The following is a 20,165-nucleotide window of genomic DNA, read 5'->3' on the forward strand; positions in this document are numbered from 1 at the left end:
GGCCGTCCCAGCCTGCCTATTCGCCGGAGCGGGTGAGGCCGGGCACGGGCAGGGGCAGGTCCGGGAGATCGACTATCGGCGCGCCTTCCGGCTTGCCCTCCAAGCCGTCGAGCAGCGGCTGGCGGGCCTGGGCGGGACGGGCATTGCCCCATTCCACCAGCTCCAGGCTGCCGTCCAGGTGTTCGACGATGGCGGTGCAGGAATCCACCCAGTCGCCGCAGTTGATGTAGGTGACGCCGTCCATGGGGCGCAGGGCGGCCCAGTGGATGTGGCCGCAGATGACGCCGTCCAGGCCCCGCTCCCGCACCGCCCGGATCACCGAGTCCTCGAAGTCGAAGATGAAGTTGATGGCGGTCTTGACCTTGCGCTTGGCGTAACCGGCGAGGGACCAGTAGCCGCTCATGCCAAGCCGGCGCCGGACCCAGGAGAGGCTGGTGTTGATGCGCACCAGGGTGTTGTAGGCCATGTCGCCGAGGACGGCGACCCAGCGGTGGTAGCGGGTCACCTGGTCGAACTCGTCGCCGTGGATGAGCAGGAAGCGCTGGCCGGCGGCGGTGGTGTGGATGTGCTCATTGCGTACCTGGATGCCGCCGAAGTCGGTGCCGTCGTGTTCCCGCAGGGCCTCGTCGTGGTTGCCGGGGATCAGCACCACCTTGTCGCCGTGGCGGGCCCGGCGCAGTACCTTCTGCACCACCGTGTTCTGGGCCGTGGTCCAGTACACGCCGCGGCTCATGGACCAGAAGTCGATGATGTCGCCCACCATGTACAGGTATTCGGAGGGGTGTTCGCGCAGGAAATCGAGGAGGCGGTCCGCCTGGCACGCCCGGGTGCCCAGGTGGATGTCGGAGATGAAGATGGCTCGTACTTGCGGCATGGTTGGACGCAAGTGTGCCGGCCGAAAATGACGGTCTTGTGACGTTTCGGCGGCGTTTCAGTGAAGCCCGGGCAGTTGGGCGGCGACGGCTTCGGCGATGGCCAGGGAGGCGGTGAGGCCCGGGGATTCGATGCCGAACAGGTTGATCAGGCCGGCCAGCCCGTGCTGCTCCGGCCCCTGCAGGCAGAAGTCCGCCGCCGTCGCACCGGGGCCGCTGATTTTCGGGCGCACGCCGCTGTAGGCCGGCTGCAGGGCGTTGTCGGCCAGCTGCGGCCAGTAGCGCCGTACTTCGGCGTAGAAGGCATCGGCACGGCGGGGATCGACCCGGTAGTCCAGGGCTTGCGGGTCCCGGGTCGCCAGCCATTCCACATCCGGGCCGAAGCGGGCCTGGCCGCCCAGGTCCAGGGTCAGGTGCACGCCCAGGCCGCCGGGCTCGGGCAGGGGATAGACCAGGCGGGAAAAGGGGGCGCGGCCGGCCAGGGAGTAGTAGTTGCCCTTGGCGTAATGGGCCGGGGGGATGGCCGTCGGGGCCAGCCCTTCGATGCCGGCCGCCACCTGGGTGGCGTGCAGGCCGGCGGCGTTGATTAGGATGGCCGTGTCCAGTTCCAGGGGCGCTTCGCCGCCGATGCTGATCCGCCAGAGGCCGCCGTGGCGCCGGGCTCCCCGAAAGGGGCTGCGCAGGGCCAGGACGGCGCCGGCGCTTTCGGCTTCGCCCAGCAGGGCCAGCATGAAGCCGTGGCTGTCCACGATGCCGGTGGCGGGGGAGAGCAGGGCGGCGCTGCAGCGCAGGGCCGGTTCCAGGACCCGGGCCTGGGCGGCGTCGAGACGGCGCAGGTCCGTCACACCATTGGCCTCGCCCTGGCGCTGCAGGGCGTCGAGGCCGGCTTCCTGGGCCGCCGAGGTGGCGACGATGAGCTTGCCGCAGGCCCGGTGGGCCACCTGGTGGGTGCGGCAGAAAGCGTAGAGCAGTTCCCGCCCCCGCAGGCACAGGGCCGCCTTATGGGAGCCGCTCGGGTAGTAGAGGCCGGCGTGGATGACTTCGCTGTTGCGGGCGCTGGTCTCCTGGCCGAAAGCGGCGTTCTTTTCCACCATCACCGTGTCGATGCCGCGCCGCGCCAGTTCCCGGGCGCAGGCCAGGCCCACCACCCCGGCGCCGATCACCACTGCTCCCGTCCGTTCCGTCATCGCCCGCTTCCTGTCACTGGATCGGCGGATTCTAGCCGAGGGCTGGATTGCTGCGGTGCACTGCGGTAGAGTAGCGGCTCGCCATACGTCACAGTATGGAAATTACCCACAACGCATTCAGAGGGAAATACATGGAACTGAAGACTATCGGTATCGTCGGCGCCGGCACCATGGGCAACGGCATCGCCCAGGCATTCGCCGTCTCCGGCTTTGACGTCATCCTGACCGACATTTCCGAGGCCGCCGTGCAGAAGGGCGTGGCCACCATCTCCGGCAGCCTGGACCGCCTGATCAAGAAGGAAAAGATGACGGCCGAGCAGAAGGCCGCCGCCCTGGCCAAGATCCAGACCGCCATCGACGTGGCTGCCCTGAAGAGCGTGGACCTGATCATCGAGGCCGCCACCGAGAACTTCGAGCTGAAGACCAAGATCTTCAAGCAGCTGGATGAGCTGGCCAAGCCGGAAGCCATCATCGCTTCCAACACCTCCTCCATCTCCATCACCAAGCTGGCCGCCACCACCAAGCGTCCCGCCCAGGTCATCGGCATGCACTTCTTCAACCCGGTGCCCATGATGGCCCTGGTGGAAGTGATCCGCGGTCTGCAGACCTCCGATGCCACCTACGCCGCCGTGGAAACCCTGTCCAAGGCCGTCGGCAAGACTCCGGTGGAAGTGAAGAACAGCCCGGGCTTCGTGGTGAACCGCCTGCTCTGCCCCATGATCAACGAAGCCATCTTCGCCCTGGGCGAAGGCCTGGCCGATGCGGCCGCCATCGACGACGCCATGAAGCTGGGCTGCAACCACCCCATCGGCCCCCTGGCCCTGTGCGACATGATCGGCCTGGATGTGGAACTGGCCGTGATGCAGGTGCTGTTCGAAGGCACCAAGGACCCCAAGTACCGCCCCGCCCCCCTGCTGGTGGAAATGGTGGAAGCCGGTTACCTGGGCCGCAAGACCGGCAAGGGCTTCTACACCTACTGAGCCGCGGTCGCCATGGCCTGAGCGCAGCCGGGCTGCGGTCGTAAAAAAGGCGGCGGGGAGTTCGACTCCCCGCCGCCTTTTCTTTTGCCTGCCGCTTTTACTTGCCGACGCTGCCGGCCTGGAACACGGCAATGGCCTTGCCGTCGCCGTCCCGCAGCAGCAGGTGGCGGTCGCTGATCTGCCAGCTTTGCGCCCAGCCCAGGGCGTTGAGGAAGGCCTGCTCCTCGTCCATGTGGTGCATGCAGGCCATCAGGGTGCCGCCCATCTGGGAAAAGCCGATGCGCTGGCCCTTCAGTTCGTAGCTGCCGAGAATCCTGTTGCAGCCGCCGGCGCCGCTGACCCGGCCGTCGGCCTGGAGCAGCAGGTGGGGCGCCAGGTTGCCCCGGTGGCGGCTGAGGGGCTTGCCGTCCAGCTGAACCAGGCGCCAGGTGGTGCCGACCAGGGGCAGGGGCGCCGATGCTGCCGCCGGGCTGGCGGTGCCGCCGGCACCTGCCTTGGCCGTCGCCGGGGAGGCGGCCGGCCGGGCTGCTGCCACGGCGTCGCTGCCGGGGCAGCCGGCCTGGGGCCAGACGCCGTAGAAGCGGTCCACCACCACCTTGACCTGGCCGTCGCGACGGCTTGCCAGGTGGCCGGCGAAGCGCACCAGCTGGGCTTCTCCCACCTCCCGGCCGAGCTTGCCGGCCGCCGACTCCAGGACCCCGTAGGCCGCTTCGGCGGCGACGGGGAACTGGGGCGAGCCCGGAGCGCAGAGGCGGATGCTGCCTTCCTTGCCCTGGCGGCTGTAGAGGCCGGTGAGGGTGCCCGAGACCCGGGCCGGCAGGGCCTGGGGCAAGCGCACCAGTTCGTAGTTGTGACGGCTGGCGATGGAGCGGCTCTCGCCGTCAAGCAGACGCAGGCGTTCCGGGTTTTGCACGGAAAGGCGGGTGCTGTCGCTACCGGGGGCTTCCAGGGTCAGGACGTCGCCCTTGGCATCCAGGCTCCAGCGGCCGTTGCGGCGCACCGCGGCGGTGACGCCCTTGCCCCGGTAGGCCTGGCTCAGCTGGAAGCTGTGGTCCGCCTCCAGGTCCAGCTGCCAATCCACGCCGACACAATTGGCGCAGGGCATTTCCCCGATGTAGGTGGCGGGCAGGGCCGGCGGCGCCGCCTGGGCGGCGAGGCCCCAACCCAGGCCCAGCCCCAGGAGGACGAGGCGCAGAGGCTGAAAGGGGCGGCAGGAGGTCGGGACGGCAGGTTTTGACGGATGACCCATGGCTTTCCTTGTGCGGATGGCAGGACGGTTGTAAGGGATCAGATGGCCGGATCGGTGCCTTCCGGCGCCTGGGGCAGGATCAGGTTGAGCAGCACCGCCAGCACGCCGCACAGGCTGATGCCCTGCAGGCTGAAACTGCCGATGGTGACGCTCAGGCCGCCGATGCCGGTGACCAGGGTGACGGAGACGATGCACAGGTTGCGCGGATTCATCAGGTCGGTGCGGGCATCCATCAGGGTCTTCAGGCCGATGCCGGCGATGGAGCCGAACAGCAGCACCATGATGCCGCCCATGACCGGCATGGGAATGGTCTGCAGCAGGGCGCCGAACTTGCCGACGAAGGCCATGAGGATGGCAAAGCCGGCGGCCCAGGTCATGATCACCGGGTTGTAGTTGCGGGTCAGCATGACGGCGCCCGTGACCTCGCCGTAGGTGGTCACCGGAGGGCCGCCGAAGAGGCCCACCACATTGACCGCCAGGCCGTCCCCCAGCAGGGTGCGATGCAGGCCGGGGGATTGGGTGTAGTCCTTGCCCACCACCGAGCCCACCGCCAGGATGCCGCCGACGTGCTCGACGATGGGGGCGATGGCCACGGGAATCATGAAGAGGATGGCGGCCAGGTTGAACTCGGGGCTGCCGAACTGGGGCACGGCCAGCCAGGCGGCCTCATGTACCTTGGTGAAATCGACGATGCCGAAGAAGAAGGCGGCCACATAGCCCACGGCCACGCCCACCAGGATGGGCACCAGCTTGAGCAGGCCCCTGGCGCGGATGGCGGTGAGCATGGTGGCCACCAGGGCGATGGCGGCTACCGCCAGGGCCGTGTCGTAGGGCACCACCTGCTGCTCGCCGGCCTTGCCGGTAGCCATGTTCACCGCCACCTGGGCCAGGCCCAGGCCGATCACCATGACCACGGGACCGATCACCACCGGCGGCAGCAGGCGGTGGATGAGGCCGACGCCGCGCCACTTCACCAGGGCGGCGGCGACGTAGTAGAAGAAGGAGGCGGAGGCCAGGGCGCCCAGGGTGGCGGGCATGCCCCAGGTCTGCACCGAATAGATCACCGGGGCGATGAAGGCGAAGGAGGAACCCAGGTAGATGGGCACCTGGCGCTTGGTGCAGATCTGGAAGATGAGGGTGCCGACGCCGGCGCCGAGCAGGGCCAGGCTGGGGTTGAGGCCGGTGAGCAGGGGCACCAGCACGGTGGCGCCGAAGGCGACGAAGAGAATCTGGGCGCCGGAAAGGGCGGTACGCCAGGTCGGATCGGGTTTCTGGGTCATGGTCGCCGCCTTACTTGGTACCGAAAATCTTGTCGCCCGCATCTCCCAGGCCCGGGATGATGTAACCGTGCTCGTTGAGGTGGCTGTCGATGGCCGCCACATAGACGTCCACGTCGGGGTGGGCGGCCTGCAGCTTGGCGATGCCTTCCGGCGCCGCCACCAGGCAGATGGCGCGGACGTGGGCGCAGCCCTTGCGCTTCAACATGTCGATGGTGGCGATGAGGGAGCCGCCGGTGGCCAGCATGGGGTCGATGATGAGGGCCAGACGCTCGTCCAGGGAGCCGACGAAGCGCTCGAAATAAGGTTCCGGCATGAGGGTTTCCTCATTGCGGGCGATGCCCACCACGCTCACCTTGGCGCTGGGAATGAGGTCCAGGACCCCGTCCAGCATGCCCAGGCCGGCCCGCAGGATGGGCACCACGGTGACCTTCTTGCCCTTCAGGCGCTGCACTTCCACCGGTCCGGCCCAGCCGTCGATGGTGACGCTTTCCACTTCGAAGTCGCGACAGGTTTCGTAGGTGAGGAGGCGGGCCAGTTCGGCGGTGAGTTCGCGGAATTTCTTGGTGCTCATGTCGGCGGCGCGCATGAGACCGATTTTGTGCTGGACCAGGGGATGCTGGACTTCGATGACGGCCATGGTGATCTCGTAAAAACGGGGGCAAACCGCGCAAGGATAATCCATTGGCGTGTCCCTGGCGCGTGGCGCCGCGGAGATTCCGGACATTTCCTGCGCCGGGCGGCTGCGCCTTGGGTAGAATACGCCCTCTTTTTTCCGGTAAATCAGCGACATGGCAAGACTGGCGCTGGCCCCCATGCAGGGCCTGGCAGACGACGTGATGCGGGAGGCGCTGACGGCCATCGGCGGTTACGACTGGTGCGTCACCGAATTCATCCGCGTCACCGATGCCCTCCTGCCCGCCCGCGCCTTCCGCCGCATGGCGCCGGAACTGGACAACGCCGGCCGCACCGGCGCCGGCACGCCGGTGGCGATCCAGTTGCTCGGTTCCGATCCTGTCTGCCTGGCCGAGAACGCCGCCCGGGCGGCAGAGTTCGGCCCCCTGGCGGTGGACCTCAACTTCGGCTGTCCGGCACCCATGGTCAATCGCCACGGCGGCGGCGCCATCCTGCTCAACGATCCGGAACTGCTGCATACCATCGTCGCCACGGTGCGCCGGGCCATGCCGCCGGAAGTGCCGCTGACGGCGAAGATGCGTCTGGGGGTGAAGGATACGGCCCGCACCCTGGACTGCGCCCGGGCCCTGGCCACGGGCGGCGCCGCCGAACTGGTGGTGCATGCCCGGACCAAGGAGGAGGGCTATACGCCGCCGGCCCATTGGCACTGGATCGCCCGCATCGCCGAAGCGGTGGCGGTGCCGGTGGTGGCCAACGGCGAGGTGTGGAACGTGGCCGACTGGAAGGGAATCCGGGAGGTTTCGGGCTGTGCCGATGTCATGCTCGGCCGCGGCGCGGTGGCCGATCCGCTGCTGGCGCGGCGCATCAAGGGGGAGGCGATTGCCGGGGCCGAGGCCTGGGCGGTGGTGGAGCCGGCCCTGGCCGACTTCTGGCGGCGGGTCACCGCCAAACTGGAACCCCGGCATTGCCCGGGGCGTATCAAGCTGTGGCTGGGATTGCTGCGGCGGACCTGGCCCGAGGCCGAAGCCTTGTATCAGCGCATCCGCCCCGCCCGGGACTGCGCCGCGGTGGAGGCCGGCCTGGCTGCCGCCGGCATCCTGCCCGCGCCGGTGGCCTGAGGCCGAGGTCCGGCGTCGGCCATGGGCGCTCAGCCCGTGGAGCGCACCTTGGTGACGCGGCGGGGAGCCGCTTCGTCCTGCTCGACCTGGACCTCGGCCACCTTGTTGCACACCAGGTGGCCGGTGAGGGTGGCGCCTTCGCTGATGGTCAGCTCGCCGTAGCGCACGTGGCCGCCCTTGACCTTGGCGGAGGGGCCGAGGAAGAGGGTTTCCCGGGCCTCGATATTGCCGCTGACGGTGCCATAGACCACCACGTGGTCGGCCAGCAGGTGGCCTTTGACGAAGGCCTGCTGGTTAACCACGATGACCGGGGTCTCGCCTTCCTTGCCGCGCAGGTCGCCGCGCACGTTGCCGTCCACCCACAGGCCGCCGCAGAAATCGACTTCGCCGTGGACCGTGGTACCGGTGGGGATGACGCCCTTCATGGCGACGTCGGGCAGACCGTTGGCGCCGAAGCGCAGGGGTTTGGAATTTTTCATGATGTACGTCCCATCCTTGTCTGTTGGCTCAAGCGAACCCCGCTGGGTTCGAGAAGATCTACCGTGACGTTGCGCGGCGTGAAGCCGTCCGGTAGGGGGATGACACCTGCAGTTCTGAGGAAACGGCTGACTTCCACTTTCAACTTCGGGTCCGGGGCATCGCCGGCGGCGGGATAGCGCCAGGTCGCCGGTTTGCCCTCTTGTTCTCCGGCCACTGCGAATTGCAGGGTGCCGTTGAATTTGCGGCCGCTATTGGCCAGGGTCAGGCGGTAACGCAGCTGGCCCGGCAGTGCCGGGTCCTGGGCCACGCTAAAGGCCTTCAGTTCCAGTCCGTCCTGCTCGGCCGGGGAGGCATCCGGCGCTGCCGGGGGCAGGGGTGCGGGAGCTGCCGCCACGGCGGGCTCCGGCGGTGCCGGCACGGCCATGGCCACCGGGACCGGCTCCGCTGCCGGAGGCAGGGGGAAATGCTGACCGGCGCGGAAGGCCAGGGCCAAGGCCAGCAGTACGCCGCCGGCCATGGCCAGCTTCTGCAGCACGCGGTGCCACAGGGGTTTGGGGACTTCGATCCGGACGGTGGGGGTCGGCAGCATCGGTCGCGAACGGTCGTAAAAGTTTTATCAGTCAGTTAACCGCGGCCCGGATGGCTTGGCGGTTCAGCAGGGTGCGGCTTCCTGGCTGGGCACGAATTTCGGCTTGGCTGAGAAGACTTTGGGGGGCGGATTGTTTCCCAATTGACCCCATGCTTCAAGCTGTTTCTCAAGATATCGGCAGCATAGCCATGAAATTAAATGTTTTTTTCAAAAAAAACTACCTAGGGTGATTCCTAGGGGGAGAGGACGGTCGCTGCCGGCGGTGTTTTTTGCCCCAATGCTCCTGCTTTCAAGCGGCCCGGGCTTGGGTATGATGGGCGCCCGCAAGCCCTTGCGGCGCGTTCCCCGGGCCCGGTTGCGGTCCTTCTGATCCGAGTCATGTCATGGTCTGTCAGTCCTGCGGCGCCTGCTGCGCCGCCTACCGCGTCGATTTCCATCCGGCCGAGCTGGAGGGCGGGAATTTCGCCTGGGAGGGCGGCATTCCCCTGGCCCTGACGGTGCCCGTGACGCCCCATCTGGTGCGCATGACCGGCACCGATGCCAGCCCGCCCCGCTGCGTCGCCCTGAGCGGCGAGGTGGGGGTGGCCGTCTCCTGCAGCCGTTACGCCCAGCGGCCCTCGCCCTGCCGCGAATTCAATCCCCTGGCAGAACTGGGTATCACCGACGAGGCCTGCGCCCGGGCCCGGCAGAAGCACGGTTTGCCGCCCCTGGCGGACCCTGCCTGAGACCTTTGCCGCGGCGCTGGCGGGCCGCTCCCGATTGCCCCCCCGCCGGCCCCGGTGCTAATGTTGGCGCCATTGATAAAGGCAAACCCGTACGAAAGGCGGGGGCGCAAAGTCACCGGTCTACCGGGCGTCGGCAAGGGCGCTCCATGACGGCGGGACTGCCATAAGCAACGTGCCATCCCGGGCCGGTTGCGAGGAGACTTCGGCGCAAGCCACGTGTATTCCCTCTAACCATTGAGTTTGGGAGGTTGGTCATGTTTGCTGAAGTTCCGGAGCTTTCCCCGGGGGCGTCCGCTCCCCTTGCCATGGCAGCCAGCATCGAGCTGGAGACCGTCAACGGCATCCTCAGTACCGTCACCATTCCGCCGTGCCCCAGCGTGGTCCTCTCCCTGATGGAAGAGGCGCGCCAGGACGACGTGGATTTCCAGCGCATCAACCGTCTCATCAGCGGCGACGTCAGCCTGGCGGCGTCCATGATGAAGACCGCCAATTCCCCCTTCTTCGCCCTGCGCTCCAAGGTGCAGTCGGTGCAGCAGGCGGTGGCCGTGCTGGGCCTGAAGAACATCCTCAAGGTGGTGACCGGCCTGGAGCTGCAGCGCAGTCTGGGTAAGGGCGGCGGGGTCAGCATGGAGCGCTTCTGGGAACGCTCCAACCTGCACGCCGCCATCTGCGGCTGCCTGGCCCGGCGCCTGCCCGGCACCTCGGTGGAGGATGCCTACACCTTCGGCCTTTTCCACGACTGCGGCATTCCCATCCTCATGCAGCGTTTCCCCGACTACAAGGAAACCCTCATGGCCGCCAACCATTCCAGCCTGCCGGTGCCCGAGGTGGAGTTCGAGCGCCATGCCACCAGCCACGTCATGGTGGGCGCCATGCTGGCCCACAATTGGCAGCTGCCGGAGAAGATCGTCCGCGCCATCCGCGGCCACCACGATCTGACCCTGCTGGAGGACGAGCGGGAGCCGGCCGAGGTGCGCACCCTGATCGCCCTGTCCCTGCTGGCCGAGCACCTGGCCGCCCGCTACCTGGGCGTGGCGGAGGAGTCCGAGTGGCAGCTGTGGGGCGAGCAGGCTTTTGCCTACCTGGGTTTCGACGACGGCGAACTGGAAGAGCTGTACCCGGAACTGCTGGAGGAACTGGGCGACGTCATCGCCGCCCGGGGCTAGGTTTTCAGTCCAGGGTGCGGCGGAAGGTGCGCAGGCCGATACCCAGCACCACGGCGATGAAGGCCAGGATCGGCCAGACGCTGCTCCACACCATGTCGATGCCGTTGCCCTTGAGCAGGATGCCCCGCACCAGCACCAGGAAATGGGTGAGGGGCAGGACATTGCCCACCACCTGGGCCCACTCCGGCATGCCGCGGAAGGGGAACATGAAGCCCGAGAGCAGCATGGAGGGCAGGAAGAAAAAGAAAGTCATCTGCATGGCCTGCAGCTGGTTGCGGGCGATGGAACTGAAGGTGATGCCCAGGGTCAGGTTGGCGCAGATGAAGAGCAGCACCACGGCGTAGAGCAGCAGCAGGTTGCCGTGCATGGGCACGTCGAAAATGAAGCGGGCGGCGAGCAGGATCAGGGTCACCTGGATCAGGCCGATGAGGATGTAGGGCACGATCTTGCCGGTCATCACCTCCACCGGGGTGGCCGGCGTCGCCAGCAGGTTCTCGAAGGTGCCCCGTTCCCGTTCCCGGGTCATGGCCAGGCCGGTCATCAGCACCATGGTCATGGTCAGGATCACCCCCAGGAGGCCCGGCACCACGTTGTAGGAGGTGAGCCCTTCCGGGTTGTAGCGGCGGTGCACCCGCAGGTCCAGGGGCGGCGTCGCGGTCTTTTCCAGCCCCGGCAGGTCGGGGGCGAAAACTTCCAGTCCCAGTTTGTTGAGTACCGAAATGGCGCCGCCGGCGGCCATGGGGTCGGTGGCGTCCGCCTCCACCAGCAGGGTCGGCGCCTTGCCCCGCACCAGGTCCCGGTGGAAGCCGGGTGGGAAGGTGACGACGAACTGCACCTGGCTGCGGTCCAGCAGGGCGTTGGCCTCTTTTTCGTCCACGCTGCCGACGATCTTGAAATAGTCGCTGTTCTGCATCGCCGCCACATAGGAGCGGGCGAAAGGGCCCGGGTCGGCCATGACGATGGCGGTGGGCAGGTGCTTGGGGTCGGAGTTGATGGCGAAGCCGAACAGCAGCAGCTGGATGATGGGAATGCCGACGATCATGCCGAAGGTGAGCCGGTCCCGCTTCAGCTGGATGAACTCCTTGAGCAGGATGCCGAACCAGCGGGAGAGGGAAAACGAGTGGGAGAGTTGATTCATGGCATCACCCCTGGAACGGATCCGGACTGCCCTGCATGAGGTGGATGAAGGCATCCTCCAGAGAGGCAGGAACGACGGCCATCTCCAGGGGCTTGCCCTGGAGGAAGGCTTCCAGACTGGCTTGCAGCCTGGCCTCGTCGCGGCCGCTGACGTGGAGCACGTTGCCGAAACTGGCCACCAGATCCACCCCGGGCAGGCCGCGCAGTGCCTCCCCCAGGCCGTGCTGGCTGGCGCCGCTGATTTCCCGGGTGTGCAGGCCCTGGGCTGCCACCACCTGCTCCGCCGTGCCCGAGGCCAGCAGGGTGCCGTAGGCGATGTAGGCGAGACGGTGGCAGCGCTCGGCCTCGTCCATGTAATGGGTGGATACGAGCACCGTGATGCCGGCGGCGGAGAGGCGGTGGATTTCCTCCCAGAAGTCGCGCCGGGCCTTGGGGTCCACCCCGGCGGTGGGCTCGTCCAGGAGCAAGAGCCGGGGCCGGTGCAGCAGGCAGGAGGCCAGGGCCAGACGCTGCTTCCAGCCACCGGAAAGGGTGCCGGCCAGCTGGCTGCGACGGCCGCCCAGGCCCAGTTCCTCCAGGGCCCGGTCCACCGCCTCCCGGCGCCGCTCCATGCCGAACATGCGGGCGACGAAATCCAGGTTCTCGCCGATGGTGAGGTCGTCCCACAGGGAGAACCTCTGGGTCATGTAGCCCACCTGGCGCTTGATGGCGGCGCTCTCCCGTAACACGTCCAGACCCAGGCAGGTGCCCTGGCCGCTGTCCGGCGTCAGCAGGCCGCACAGCATGCGGATGGAGGTGGTCTTGCCGCTGCCGTTGGGGCCGAGGAAGCCGAAGATTTCCCCCTGCCGCACCTGCAGCGCCAGGTCCTTCACCACGTGCTTGTCGCCGAAGTGCTTGTTGATGCCGGTGACGTCGATGACCAGCGGGGGGGCGTTCATCCCGGCTTCCATCTCAGCGCTCCAGCAGGCGCACATCCACCGGCAGGCCGGGACGCAGGCTGGCGGCCTGCTCCGGGGCCGGCGCCGCCTCGATGCGGAACACCAGCTTTTCCCGGCTGCCCCGGCTGTAGATCACCGGCGGCGTGTATTCGGCCTGGGGCGCGATGAAGTCGATGCTGGCGCGGATGGGCTGGGTGCAGCCGTCGCAGGCCGCTTCCACCGCCTGTCCCGGCTTGAGCCCGGCCAGGGCCGTTTCCGGCACGTAGAAGCGCAGCTTGCGGCGGTTATCCGGCAGCAGGCTGGCCACGGCGGCGCCGGCGGGCACCCATTCGCCGGGACGGTAGTAGGTCTCCGTCACCTCGCCGGCGGCAGGCGCGCTGACGGCCTTCCGCTCCACCACCCAGCGCTTCTGGGCCGCCAGGGCGGCGGCGGCCTGCAGGTCGGCCTCGGCGCCTTTGACCTCGGCCTGGCGGCCCAGGGTGCTGCGGTAGGTGGCCAGCTGCTGGCGGGCCGCCTCCTCCTGGGCCACGGCCTGGTCGAAGGCGCTCTGGGCTTCGTCCAGCTTGGCCTGGGCGACGAAGTTCTGCCGCGCCAGGGCCTGCTGCTGGTCGAGGCGGGTGCGGGCCAGGCGGCGGCCCGCTTCGGCCGCCCGCAGATTGGCTTCCAGCCCGGCGATCTCCGGCGCCCGGCGCGGTTCCTTGAGGTTTTCCGCCTTTTCCCGGGCGGCGGCGATGCGGGCCTCGGCCTCGGCCAGGGCCTGGGCATCCGGGTCCGCCGCCACGGCAAAAAGGGCCTGGCCCTGGCTCACCCGGCTGCCCCGGGGCGTCTCCAGGGACTTCAGGTAGCCGGCCTGGGGTGCCGCCAGGTAGAGGTATTCGCCTTCCACGTAACCCGGGTAGGCGGGGGCGGCATCGCGGCCGCAGGCAGCCAGCAGGGGCAGGGCGGCGGCGAGCAGCAGGGGCAGGGTGGCGCTTTTCATGGTGCGGGACTCCCCGGGGCGGTGGGATGGGGCAGGAGGGCCAGAAGCTGGCGCAGGCCCACGGCCAGCTCCGCTTCGGATTGGGGGCTCTGGCGGCCCAGGTTCATCACCGCCAGGCCGACGATGGCGGCGTGGAAGACCAGCACCTGGGGCGCCTCCGGCGCGTAGCCCAGGTGGCTCAGCAATTGGGCGATGGATTGGCGCACGTGCTCCACCAGGCGGCTCACCGCTTCCCGCAGGGACGGTTCCTGATCGGCGGCGGCCACCAGGCCCAGCAGCATGCGCACCCGAGGCAGGAAGCGCATGGCGGTGGACAGGGCCTGGGCCGGGTCGGCCTCCGGGCTGCCCAGCTGGCGTGTCAGGGCGTCATTCACCGACTGTTCGGCGATGGCCAGCAGCAGTTCGTTGCGGGTGGGGAAGTAATAGGTGAGATGGCTCTGGCTGACCCCGGCCGCCTTGGCGATGCGGGGCTGGGTGAGGGCCGCCAGGCCCTGTTCGTGGAGCAGGGTGACGCCGGCGGCGAGGAGCCGTTGCTTGACGCTCATGGTCGGTGGATGCCGTGGGTGAATACTGTTTGGTAACTCTACCAAAATTTGGTGGGCTTACCAAAAATATTTCGCCCGGGCCGGTGGTGGCTGCCGGTTGAGTCTGGGACAATGCGGCCCTTGGCTTTAGCGGCCGTTATTTTCTGAAGGATTTTTCATGGCCATCGTTTTTCCCGTGCGCGGCGAATACATCCAGCTTGATCAACTGCTCAAGGCGGCCAGCCTGGTGTCTTCCGGCGGCGAGGCCCACATCATGGTGGACGAGGGCCAGGTGAAGGTGGACGGCAAGGTGGAAACGCGCAAGCGGGCCAAGCTGCGCCCCGGGCAGAAGGTGCAGTTCGGCGGCGAGACCATCCAGCTGGTGGCCGAGGAGGCCTAAGCGACCCTAGAGCGATTCAATTACCCGTTCCTTTAATGCATAGCTATGAAAAGCTAACGTTACGAACGACAGACCTGTATGGCACCAGCGAGAGTTATCCGATTCTCCATGCCGCCAACCCGGGTGTTCTTGCTATCGCCTCATTCAGCAGCCGTTGAAATTCAAGGATGTCATTACCTCGAAAGTCGATTACGGCGACATTTCCATCTACGTTACGCACATTGAGTCGTAACACGCTTTCATCACGAATGGTCTGCACGGAGAAAGAGAACTCTTTGAAATGCCATTTGTTATTTACAACCAGCATTCCTGGTTGCGGCAAAATATTTTCTGGAAGCTGCCCGAACAAGAAGTCTGGGAGACTAGCATGTATAGACAAGTGTTCATTGATAGCCATGGTTGTCAGTTCGACAACCTCGCTTAACTCAAGACCTGGCAGAGCTAGATCGGGCGGAGAAAATAACTGGATCCTCGTCCCTGCTCCTTTAGTTGGAACATCAAGGGCCCAATACATAAAGATGAGTTGCAGATGGGGAAACTTGAAGCAACGCACCTCTCTCGGAAACGACTGTGGGAAAACCACCGAAACTTCTGGGTTGGCGACAAAAAGACAATACCCTAGCGATTGAATTGACCAGTCGAATACCTGCCCAGGCCATAAATCGATAAAAAACGTTTTCCCATATTTTGGCTTCTTAGGATCAATAGTTAGTCTCGGACTTCCAACGTTTTCACCAACGTCTAGCAGTATCGGAAAAAGCCTCAACCCATGTTTTACATCTAGAGCACTTTGAACCTCTCGGGATTCTTCTTTCCCATCTCTCAGTGTTTTGTAATTGACACTGATTGAGCCGATTTTTGATTTCAAATTGGGATGAATCGTGATGGCCATTCCCCTGATTTTTTGGAGATCGGGAGTCTGGGATGTTTTTAGATCACCATTCAAATCGAGGGCCTCAGAAGACAATCGCGGAGAAACGATTACGTCGCCACTACTGCGGCTCTCAATCTTTAGAAAATTTTGGACCCCGTTAGCCGTATTCACGACAAAACGATATTCCATCTATCTTCCCCTCTACATGAAACCATTAGATTAAACGATGCCTTTGGTATTTGACTATGCAGTTGACCTGCAGAATCCAAATAGAAATCAATGAGCAGGCGATAGTCTGATCGGCTAGTTGCGTGAGAGGAAGGAACTAAAGAGCTATATAGAAAAGACCGGAGGTTAGGCTCAGTTAGGGCCGATCCTTTTGGTTTGGTACTGCTTTGGTTGCTAGTGACTTCGTAGGCCAAGTCCCGCGTGGCGAAGAAGCACTGAAGCAAGACAAAGGGCCGGCAACTTGCGTTGCCGGCCCTTTGTCTTGCGGCCTGCCGGATTGGCAGTTGACCAATCGACCGAGGCTAGAGGTCGGGGGCGCTGATGCCCAGGGCTTCTTCGGCCCAGGCCAGGGCCAGCTGGCTGGTGTTGCCGAGGCTCGCCGGATCGATGCCCAGTTCGCCGGCGATGTCCGCCGCCTGGGCGCTGCGGCCGTGCTCCACGGCCAGGGCCAGCTGCAGGAAGCGGGCGTAGGGCCCCTCGCTGCGCAACAGGACGTCCGTCACCTCGTCCGCCAGATTGATCAGCTGCAGCACCTTGGTCAGGGGCATGGCCAGCAGCACGTCGAAGAGGGAGAGCAGGCCCACCAGGAACAGCTCGTCGCAATCCTTCTTGGCCAGCACGCCGTCGGCCACGGTTTCGAGGAAGCGGGCCCGGGTCATGGCCACTTCCAGCAGGGCCTCGTCCCGGTCCCGGGGCGTGCCGACGCGGAACATGGCGACGGTGAGCCAGCGGTACAGGCGCTGCCGGCCCAGGACCATGATGGCCTGTTCCAGGCTGGCCACCGGCGCCGACAGGCCGGCTGCCGGGGAGTTGGCCAGGGCCAGCACCTTGAGGGCGATGCCCGGGTCCTTCTTGGCCACGGCGCCCAGGTCCGCCAGGTCGGCCTCGGCCCGGATCAGGTTGAGCATTTCCATGAGCACGACCCGGGAGTTGTCCAGCTTGCCTTCGGGTTCCTCGCAATCGGCCAGCACGGTGAACGGGCCGAGGCAGTAGTCGAAGCCCCAGGCCGCGCACATGCGGCGTTCCGGCCAACCGGGCACGCCGTCGGCGGCCAGCTCCAGCTGGGGTGCGGCTGCCTTCAGGCCCCGGGCCAGGCGCTGGAAATCGGTGAGGTCGTAGTCGTCCAGGCGGAGCAGGGCCAGGTCCGCCAGGGCCAGCAGGGGCGCGTGTTCCGGCAGCAGGGTGAGGCCGCGCAGGGCGAGGCGGCAGCCATCCGCCCTGGCCTGCTGCAACAGGGGCAGCCAGGCCTCCACGTCGGAACCTTCCACATCCAGCAGCAAGGTGCTGCGGGCGGCCCGCAGGGGCAGATGGCCGCCAGCGGCCAGGGCGGCGCGGGAGATCGGCACCAGGGCCAGGCGGCGGGTGGCGAAGGCGGGCAGGTCGATCCCTGCCAGGGCGGCGAGGAAAGCGCTTTCCGCCGGCGCGTCGGCCTGGGGTGACGTTTGTCCGGCGGCGCTGCCGGCGGTGGAAAAGCGGTAGCCGCAGAGACGGTTGCGGCTGTCGATGATTTCTTCACGCCGCAACATGGCTTCGGCGGCGGCGCGTTGCCGTTGCTGGGCCGCCACGGCCGGATCGACGACGGGCGTCGTCACCAGGGCGGAAAGGGGCAGGGGCTGGAGCGGGGTGTCGTCCTGGCCGGTGAGACGGCCGATGAGTTTGCCAAAAACCATGGGTCGGGGATTTTATTGTGGGTTGTTGTAACCCGTTATTTTACGTCCCTCGCCGGGGTGGAAAGCTGTCAAAAGTTGGCAGTCGGGGAGGTAAATCTTATCCCCGATTCACCGGAGCAAGTCTGTGGATAGGCCGGGGATAAGCGCGCCAGCCCCCTGATTCATCGCTGTTTTTGCTCTTCGCCTAAAAAAAAGGCAATCGGGGCAAAACCGGGGGATTGGCCGCAGATCGAGCATTGGCGCGGGGTTCCGCCGGTGGATAAAACGCCTTTATCCACCTTTTAGGGGAACAAGCCTGTGGAAAAGCAGTGGGCAAATCACCTAAGTGCGTCACCCGCCAGGGTTTTTGGCCTCCGCCTAAAAAATAGGCGGAGACCTTGTTATCCGGCTTGCCGCCTAGCTCAGCAACTGGCGCAGCACGTAGGGCAGGATGCCGCCGTGGCGGAAGTATTCCACCTCGATGGGGGTATCGATGCGACACAGCAGGGGCACTTGCTCCACCCGTCCGTCGCTGCGGGTGATGCGCAGCATCAGGTCCTGCTGGGCTTGCAGGGGACCGTCGGCGCCGGGCAGGTCGAAGTGCTCGCTGCCGTCCAGGCCCAGGCTGGCGGCGCTGGTGCCGGCCTTGAACTGCAGGGGCAGCACCCCCATGCCCACCAGGTTGGCCCGGTGGATGCGCTCGAAGCTGCGGGCCACCACGGCCCGCACGCCGAGGAGCCGGGTGCCCTTGGCGGCCCAGTCCCGGGAGGAACCGGTGCCGTATTCCTCGCCGGCGAAGACCAGGGTGGGGATGCCCCGCTGCTGGTAGGCGCTGGCGGCCTCGAACACCGTCACCTGCTGCCCGTCGAGCAGGGTGTAGCCGCCTTCCACCGGGCTGCCGTCTGCCTTGGGCGGCAGCATCAGGTTCTTCACCCGCACGTTGGCGAAGGTGCCGCGCACCATGACCTCGTGGTGGCCGCGGCGGGAGCCGTAGGAATTGAAGTCCAGGGACTTCACGCCCTGGGCGGTGAGCCACTGGCCCGCCGGGGTGGCCGCCTTGAAGGAACCGGCGGGGGAAATGTGGTCGGTGGTGACCGAGTCTCCCAGCACCAGCAGGGCCCGGGCGCCGTTGATGGGCGCCAGGGGCGGCGGCTCGACAGTGAAGCCGTCGAAGAAGGGCGGCCGGGCGATATAGGTGGAGGGCGGCCAGTCGTAGATTTGTCCCTCCGGCGCCGGCACCGCGTTCCACAGGTCATGGTCCCGGGTGAAGTCGGCGTAGAGGCGGCGGTAGGTGGCCGGGTCCTGGGCGAAGGGCAGCACGGTGGCGATTTCCTCCGAACTGGGCCAGATCTCCCGCAGGTACACCGGTTGGCCGTCGCGGCCCGTGCCCAGGGGCGTGGTGGTGAGATCCACATTGACCCGGCCGGCGATGGCGAAGGCCACCACCAGGGGCGGCGAGGCCAGGTAGTTGGCGCGGATGGCGGGATGGATGCGGGCCTCGAAATTGCGGTTGCCGGAGAGCACGGCGGCCACCACCAGGTCCCGCTCGGCGATGGCCTGGTTGAATTCGGGCGCCAGGTCCCCCGCATTGCCGATGCAGGTGGTGCAGCCGTAGCCGGCCAGGGCGAAGCCCAGTCGGGCCAGGGGCGCCAGCAGGCCGGCCTTTTCCAGATAGTCGGTGACCACCCGGGAACCGGGGGCGAGGGAGGTCTTGATGTGGGGCTGCACCGAGAGACCTTTGTCCACCGCCTTTTTCGCCAGCAGGCCGGCGGCGATCAGCACCGCCGGATTGGAGGTGTTGGTGCAGGAAGTGATGGCGGCGATGAGCACGTCGCCGTGGCCCAGGTCCACGCCCGCCCGGGCCGTGGGCTGGCGCTGCGGCAGTTGTTCGGCCGGCTTGCCGAAGCCGTTGGCGCTGGTGGGCTGGCTGAACAGGGTGTCGAAACTGCGGCCCATGTCGGACAGATCGATGCGGTCCTGGGGCCGCTTGGGGCCGGCCAGGGAGGGCACGATGGTGGCCAGGTCCAGGCTCAGCTGGGTGCTGTAGTCGATGTCGCCTGCCCGGGGGGCGCCGAACAGGCCCTGGGCGCGGAAGTAGGCCTCGAAGGCTTCCACCTCGGCCTCGTTGCGGCCGGTCTGGCGCAGGTAGTCCACGGTTTTTTCGTCCACCGGGAAAAAGCCCAGGGTGGCGCCGTACTCGGGCGCCATGTTGGCGATGGTGGCCCGGTCGGTGAGGGACAGGCTGGTGCTGCCGGGGCCGAAGAATTCGACGAACTTGCCCACCACCTTTTCCCGGCGCAGCAGTTCGGTGACGGTGAGCACCAGGTCGGTGGCGGTAACACCTTCGTTGAGGCGGCCGCGCAGTTCCACGCCGACCACGTCGGGAGTGAGGAAATACACCGGCTGGCCGAGCATGGCCGCCTCCGCTTCGATACCGCCGACACCCCAGCCGACGACGCCGACGCCGTTGATCATGGTGGTGTGGGAGTCGGTGCCCACCAGGGTGTCCGGGAACAGCAGTTCGCCCTGGCGGCGCACGCCGCGGAACAGGTATTCCAGGTTCACCTGGTGCACGATGCCGATGCCCGGCGGCACCACCTTGAAGGTGTCGAAGGCCTGCATGCCCCATTTCATGAACTGGTAGCGCTCGGCGTTGCGCTGGAACTCCAGCTCCATGTTGCGGCGCAGGGCCGTGGGGGTGCCGTACTCGTCCACCTGTACCGAGTGGTCCACCACCAGGTCCACCGGCACCAGGGGCTCGATGCGCTTGGGGTCCGTGCCCTGGGCCGCCGCCGCGTCGCGCATGGCGGCCAGGTCGCAGAGCAGGGGCACGCCGGTGAAGTCCTGCAGCACCACCCGGGCGACGACGAAGGGAATTTCCTCGGTGCGTTCCGCCCGGGGCTGCCAGTTGGCCAGCTGGAGCACGTGCCGGGGCGTCACCCGGCGGCCGTCGCAGTGGCGCAGCAGGGCTTCGAGGACGATGCGCAGGGAGACCGGCAGGCGGGAGACGGGGCCGATGCCGGCGGCCTCCAGGGCGGGCAGGGAGTGGAAGAGGCCGATGGGCCCCCGGGCGGTGGCCAGGGGCTGCAGGGTGGAAAAGGAATCGGTGGTCATGACGGCTCCGGAAAAGGGGAGGGACATGGGTACTGAGTCCGCC

19 protein-coding genes and 1 riboswitch are annotated in these 20,165 nt (G+C 66.7%); of the genes, 5 read left to right on the forward strand and 14 right to left on the reverse strand.

Annotated features, from left to right (window positions below):
- Window positions 1-16: 16 nt before the first annotated feature.
- Window positions 17-874: a UDP-2,3-diacylglucosamine diphosphatase gene (locus tag AC3QLZ_RS01000; RefSeq protein ID WP_014237383.1), complete on the reverse strand. Its 858-nt coding sequence runs from the start codon at window positions 872-874 to the stop codon at window positions 17-19.
- Between the two features lie 57 nt (window positions 875-931).
- The gene (locus AC3QLZ_RS01005) at window positions 932-2,059 is read right to left on the reverse strand and encodes an NAD(P)/FAD-dependent oxidoreductase (protein WP_014237384.1); all 1,128 of its coding nucleotides are present in this window, start codon (window positions 2,057-2,059) and stop codon (window positions 932-934) included.
- 131 nt (window positions 2,060-2,190) lie between these two features.
- Here AC3QLZ_RS01005 and AC3QLZ_RS01010 point away from each other — a divergent pair, with 131 nt between their 5' ends.
- Window positions 2,191-3,039 (forward strand): 3-hydroxybutyryl-CoA dehydrogenase, encoded by an 849-nt coding sequence (locus AC3QLZ_RS01010; RefSeq protein ID WP_014237385.1) that lies wholly within the window; start codon window positions 2,191-2,193, stop codon window positions 3,037-3,039.
- Window positions 3,040-3,136: 97 nt separating this feature from the next.
- On the opposite strand, the gene AC3QLZ_RS01015 is transcribed toward AC3QLZ_RS01010, so the two are convergent.
- Genes AC3QLZ_RS01015 through upp form a run of 3 tightly spaced genes read right to left on the reverse strand, consistent with a single transcriptional unit; the run spans window position 3,137 to window position 6,205 of the window.
- Window positions 3,137-4,288, reverse strand: coding sequence for an META domain-containing protein (locus AC3QLZ_RS01015; protein ID WP_014237386.1), 1,152 nt, complete (start codon window positions 4,286-4,288; stop codon window positions 3,137-3,139).
- Window positions 4,289-4,326: 38 nt separating this feature from the next.
- Entirely contained in the window at window positions 4,327-5,568 is a 1,242-nt protein-coding gene (locus AC3QLZ_RS01020) for a uracil-xanthine permease family protein (RefSeq protein ID WP_014237387.1), read from the reverse strand.
- A 10-nt stretch (window positions 5,569-5,578) separates the two neighbouring features.
- Window positions 5,579-6,205 carry a uracil phosphoribosyltransferase gene (upp, locus tag AC3QLZ_RS01025; RefSeq protein ID WP_014237388.1) on the reverse strand — a complete coding sequence of 209 codons (627 nt, stop codon included), beginning with the start codon at window positions 6,203-6,205 and terminating at the stop codon, window positions 5,579-5,581.
- Window positions 6,206-6,356: 151 nt separating this feature from the next.
- Here upp and AC3QLZ_RS01030 point away from each other — a divergent pair, with 151 nt between their 5' ends.
- A complete protein-coding gene (locus tag AC3QLZ_RS01030) occupies window positions 6,357-7,319 on the forward strand; it encodes a tRNA dihydrouridine synthase (protein ID WP_014237389.1) in 963 nt (320 codons plus the stop codon).
- A gap of 29 nt (window positions 7,320-7,348) precedes the next feature.
- On the opposite strand, the gene AC3QLZ_RS01035 is transcribed toward AC3QLZ_RS01030, so the two are convergent.
- Both AC3QLZ_RS01035 and AC3QLZ_RS01040 read right to left on the reverse strand, forming a co-directional pair.
- Window positions 7,349-7,798 carry a bactofilin family protein gene (locus AC3QLZ_RS01035; RefSeq protein WP_014237390.1) on the reverse strand — a complete coding sequence of 150 codons (450 nt, stop codon included), beginning with the start codon at window positions 7,796-7,798 and terminating at the stop codon, window positions 7,349-7,351.
- On the reverse strand, window positions 7,795-8,388 hold the full coding sequence (locus AC3QLZ_RS01040) for a DUF6776 family protein (protein WP_014237391.1): 594 nt from the start codon (window positions 8,386-8,388) through the stop codon (window positions 7,795-7,797). The genes AC3QLZ_RS01035 and AC3QLZ_RS01040 overlap by 4 nt, the downstream gene beginning before the upstream one ends.
- A 383-nt stretch (window positions 8,389-8,771) precedes the next feature.
- On the opposite strand from AC3QLZ_RS01040, the gene AC3QLZ_RS01045 reads away from it, so the two are divergent.
- Together AC3QLZ_RS01045 and AC3QLZ_RS01050 are read left to right on the forward strand one after the other, a co-directional pair.
- Entirely contained in the window at window positions 8,772-9,113 is a 342-nt protein-coding gene (locus AC3QLZ_RS01045; RefSeq protein ID WP_014237392.1) for a YkgJ family cysteine cluster protein, read from the forward strand.
- 70 nt (window positions 9,114-9,183) lie between these two features.
- A riboswitch (cyclic di-GMP riboswitch) is annotated at window positions 9,184-9,279 on the forward strand.
- 88 nt (window positions 9,280-9,367) lie between these two features.
- Window positions 9,368-10,279, forward strand: a complete 912-nt coding sequence (locus AC3QLZ_RS01050) for an HDOD domain-containing protein (protein WP_014237393.1) — start codon at window positions 9,368-9,370, stop codon at window positions 10,277-10,279.
- Between the two features lie 4 nt (window positions 10,280-10,283).
- Here AC3QLZ_RS01050 and AC3QLZ_RS01055 read toward each other — a convergent pair whose 3' ends face one another.
- Genes AC3QLZ_RS01055 through AC3QLZ_RS01070 form a run of 4 tightly spaced genes read right to left on the reverse strand, consistent with a single transcriptional unit; the run spans window position 10,284 to window position 13,878 of the window.
- On the reverse strand, window positions 10,284-11,417 hold the full coding sequence (locus tag AC3QLZ_RS01055; protein WP_014237394.1) for an ABC transporter permease: 1,134 nt from the start codon (window positions 11,415-11,417) through the stop codon (window positions 10,284-10,286).
- A 4-nt stretch (window positions 11,418-11,421) separates the two neighbouring features.
- Window positions 11,422-12,354 (reverse strand): ABC transporter ATP-binding protein, encoded by a 933-nt coding sequence (locus AC3QLZ_RS01060; RefSeq protein WP_492783296.1) that lies wholly within the window; start codon window positions 12,352-12,354, stop codon window positions 11,422-11,424.
- A 13-nt stretch (window positions 12,355-12,367) separates the two neighbouring features.
- Complete coding sequence (locus AC3QLZ_RS01065) at window positions 12,368-13,333, reverse strand: HlyD family secretion protein (RefSeq protein ID WP_014237396.1); 966 nt, start codon at window positions 13,331-13,333, stop codon at window positions 12,368-12,370.
- Window positions 13,330-13,878: a TetR/AcrR family transcriptional regulator gene (locus AC3QLZ_RS01070; RefSeq protein ID WP_014237397.1), complete on the reverse strand. Its 549-nt coding sequence runs from the start codon at window positions 13,876-13,878 to the stop codon at window positions 13,330-13,332. Before AC3QLZ_RS01070 ends, AC3QLZ_RS01065 begins: the two co-directional genes overlap by 4 nt.
- A gap of 157 nt (window positions 13,879-14,035) precedes the next feature.
- On the opposite strand from AC3QLZ_RS01070, the gene AC3QLZ_RS01075 reads away from it, so the two are divergent.
- Window positions 14,036-14,257 carry an RNA-binding S4 domain-containing protein gene (locus AC3QLZ_RS01075; protein WP_014237398.1) on the forward strand — a complete coding sequence of 74 codons (222 nt, stop codon included), beginning with the start codon at window positions 14,036-14,038 and terminating at the stop codon, window positions 14,255-14,257.
- A 94-nt stretch (window positions 14,258-14,351) separates the two neighbouring features.
- On the opposite strand, the gene AC3QLZ_RS01080 is transcribed toward AC3QLZ_RS01075, so the two are convergent.
- The 3 genes from AC3QLZ_RS01080 to acnA form a co-directional block, all read right to left on the reverse strand.
- The gene (locus tag AC3QLZ_RS01080) at window positions 14,352-15,320 is read right to left on the reverse strand and encodes a hypothetical protein (RefSeq protein WP_014237399.1); all 969 of its coding nucleotides are present in this window, start codon (window positions 15,318-15,320) and stop codon (window positions 14,352-14,354) included.
- Between the two features lie 341 nt (window positions 15,321-15,661).
- Window positions 15,662-17,029: an EAL and HDOD domain-containing protein gene (locus AC3QLZ_RS01085; protein WP_014237400.1), complete on the reverse strand. Its 1,368-nt coding sequence runs from the start codon at window positions 17,027-17,029 to the stop codon at window positions 15,662-15,664.
- 396 nt (window positions 17,030-17,425) lie between these two features.
- Window positions 17,426-20,122: an aconitate hydratase AcnA gene (gene acnA / locus AC3QLZ_RS01090; RefSeq protein WP_287875492.1), complete on the reverse strand. Its 2,697-nt coding sequence runs from the start codon at window positions 20,120-20,122 to the stop codon at window positions 17,426-17,428.
- Window positions 20,123-20,165: the final 43 nt, after the last annotated feature.

The sequence above is a fragment of the Azospira sp. MPR-LB4 genome (genome assembly GCF_058809525.1).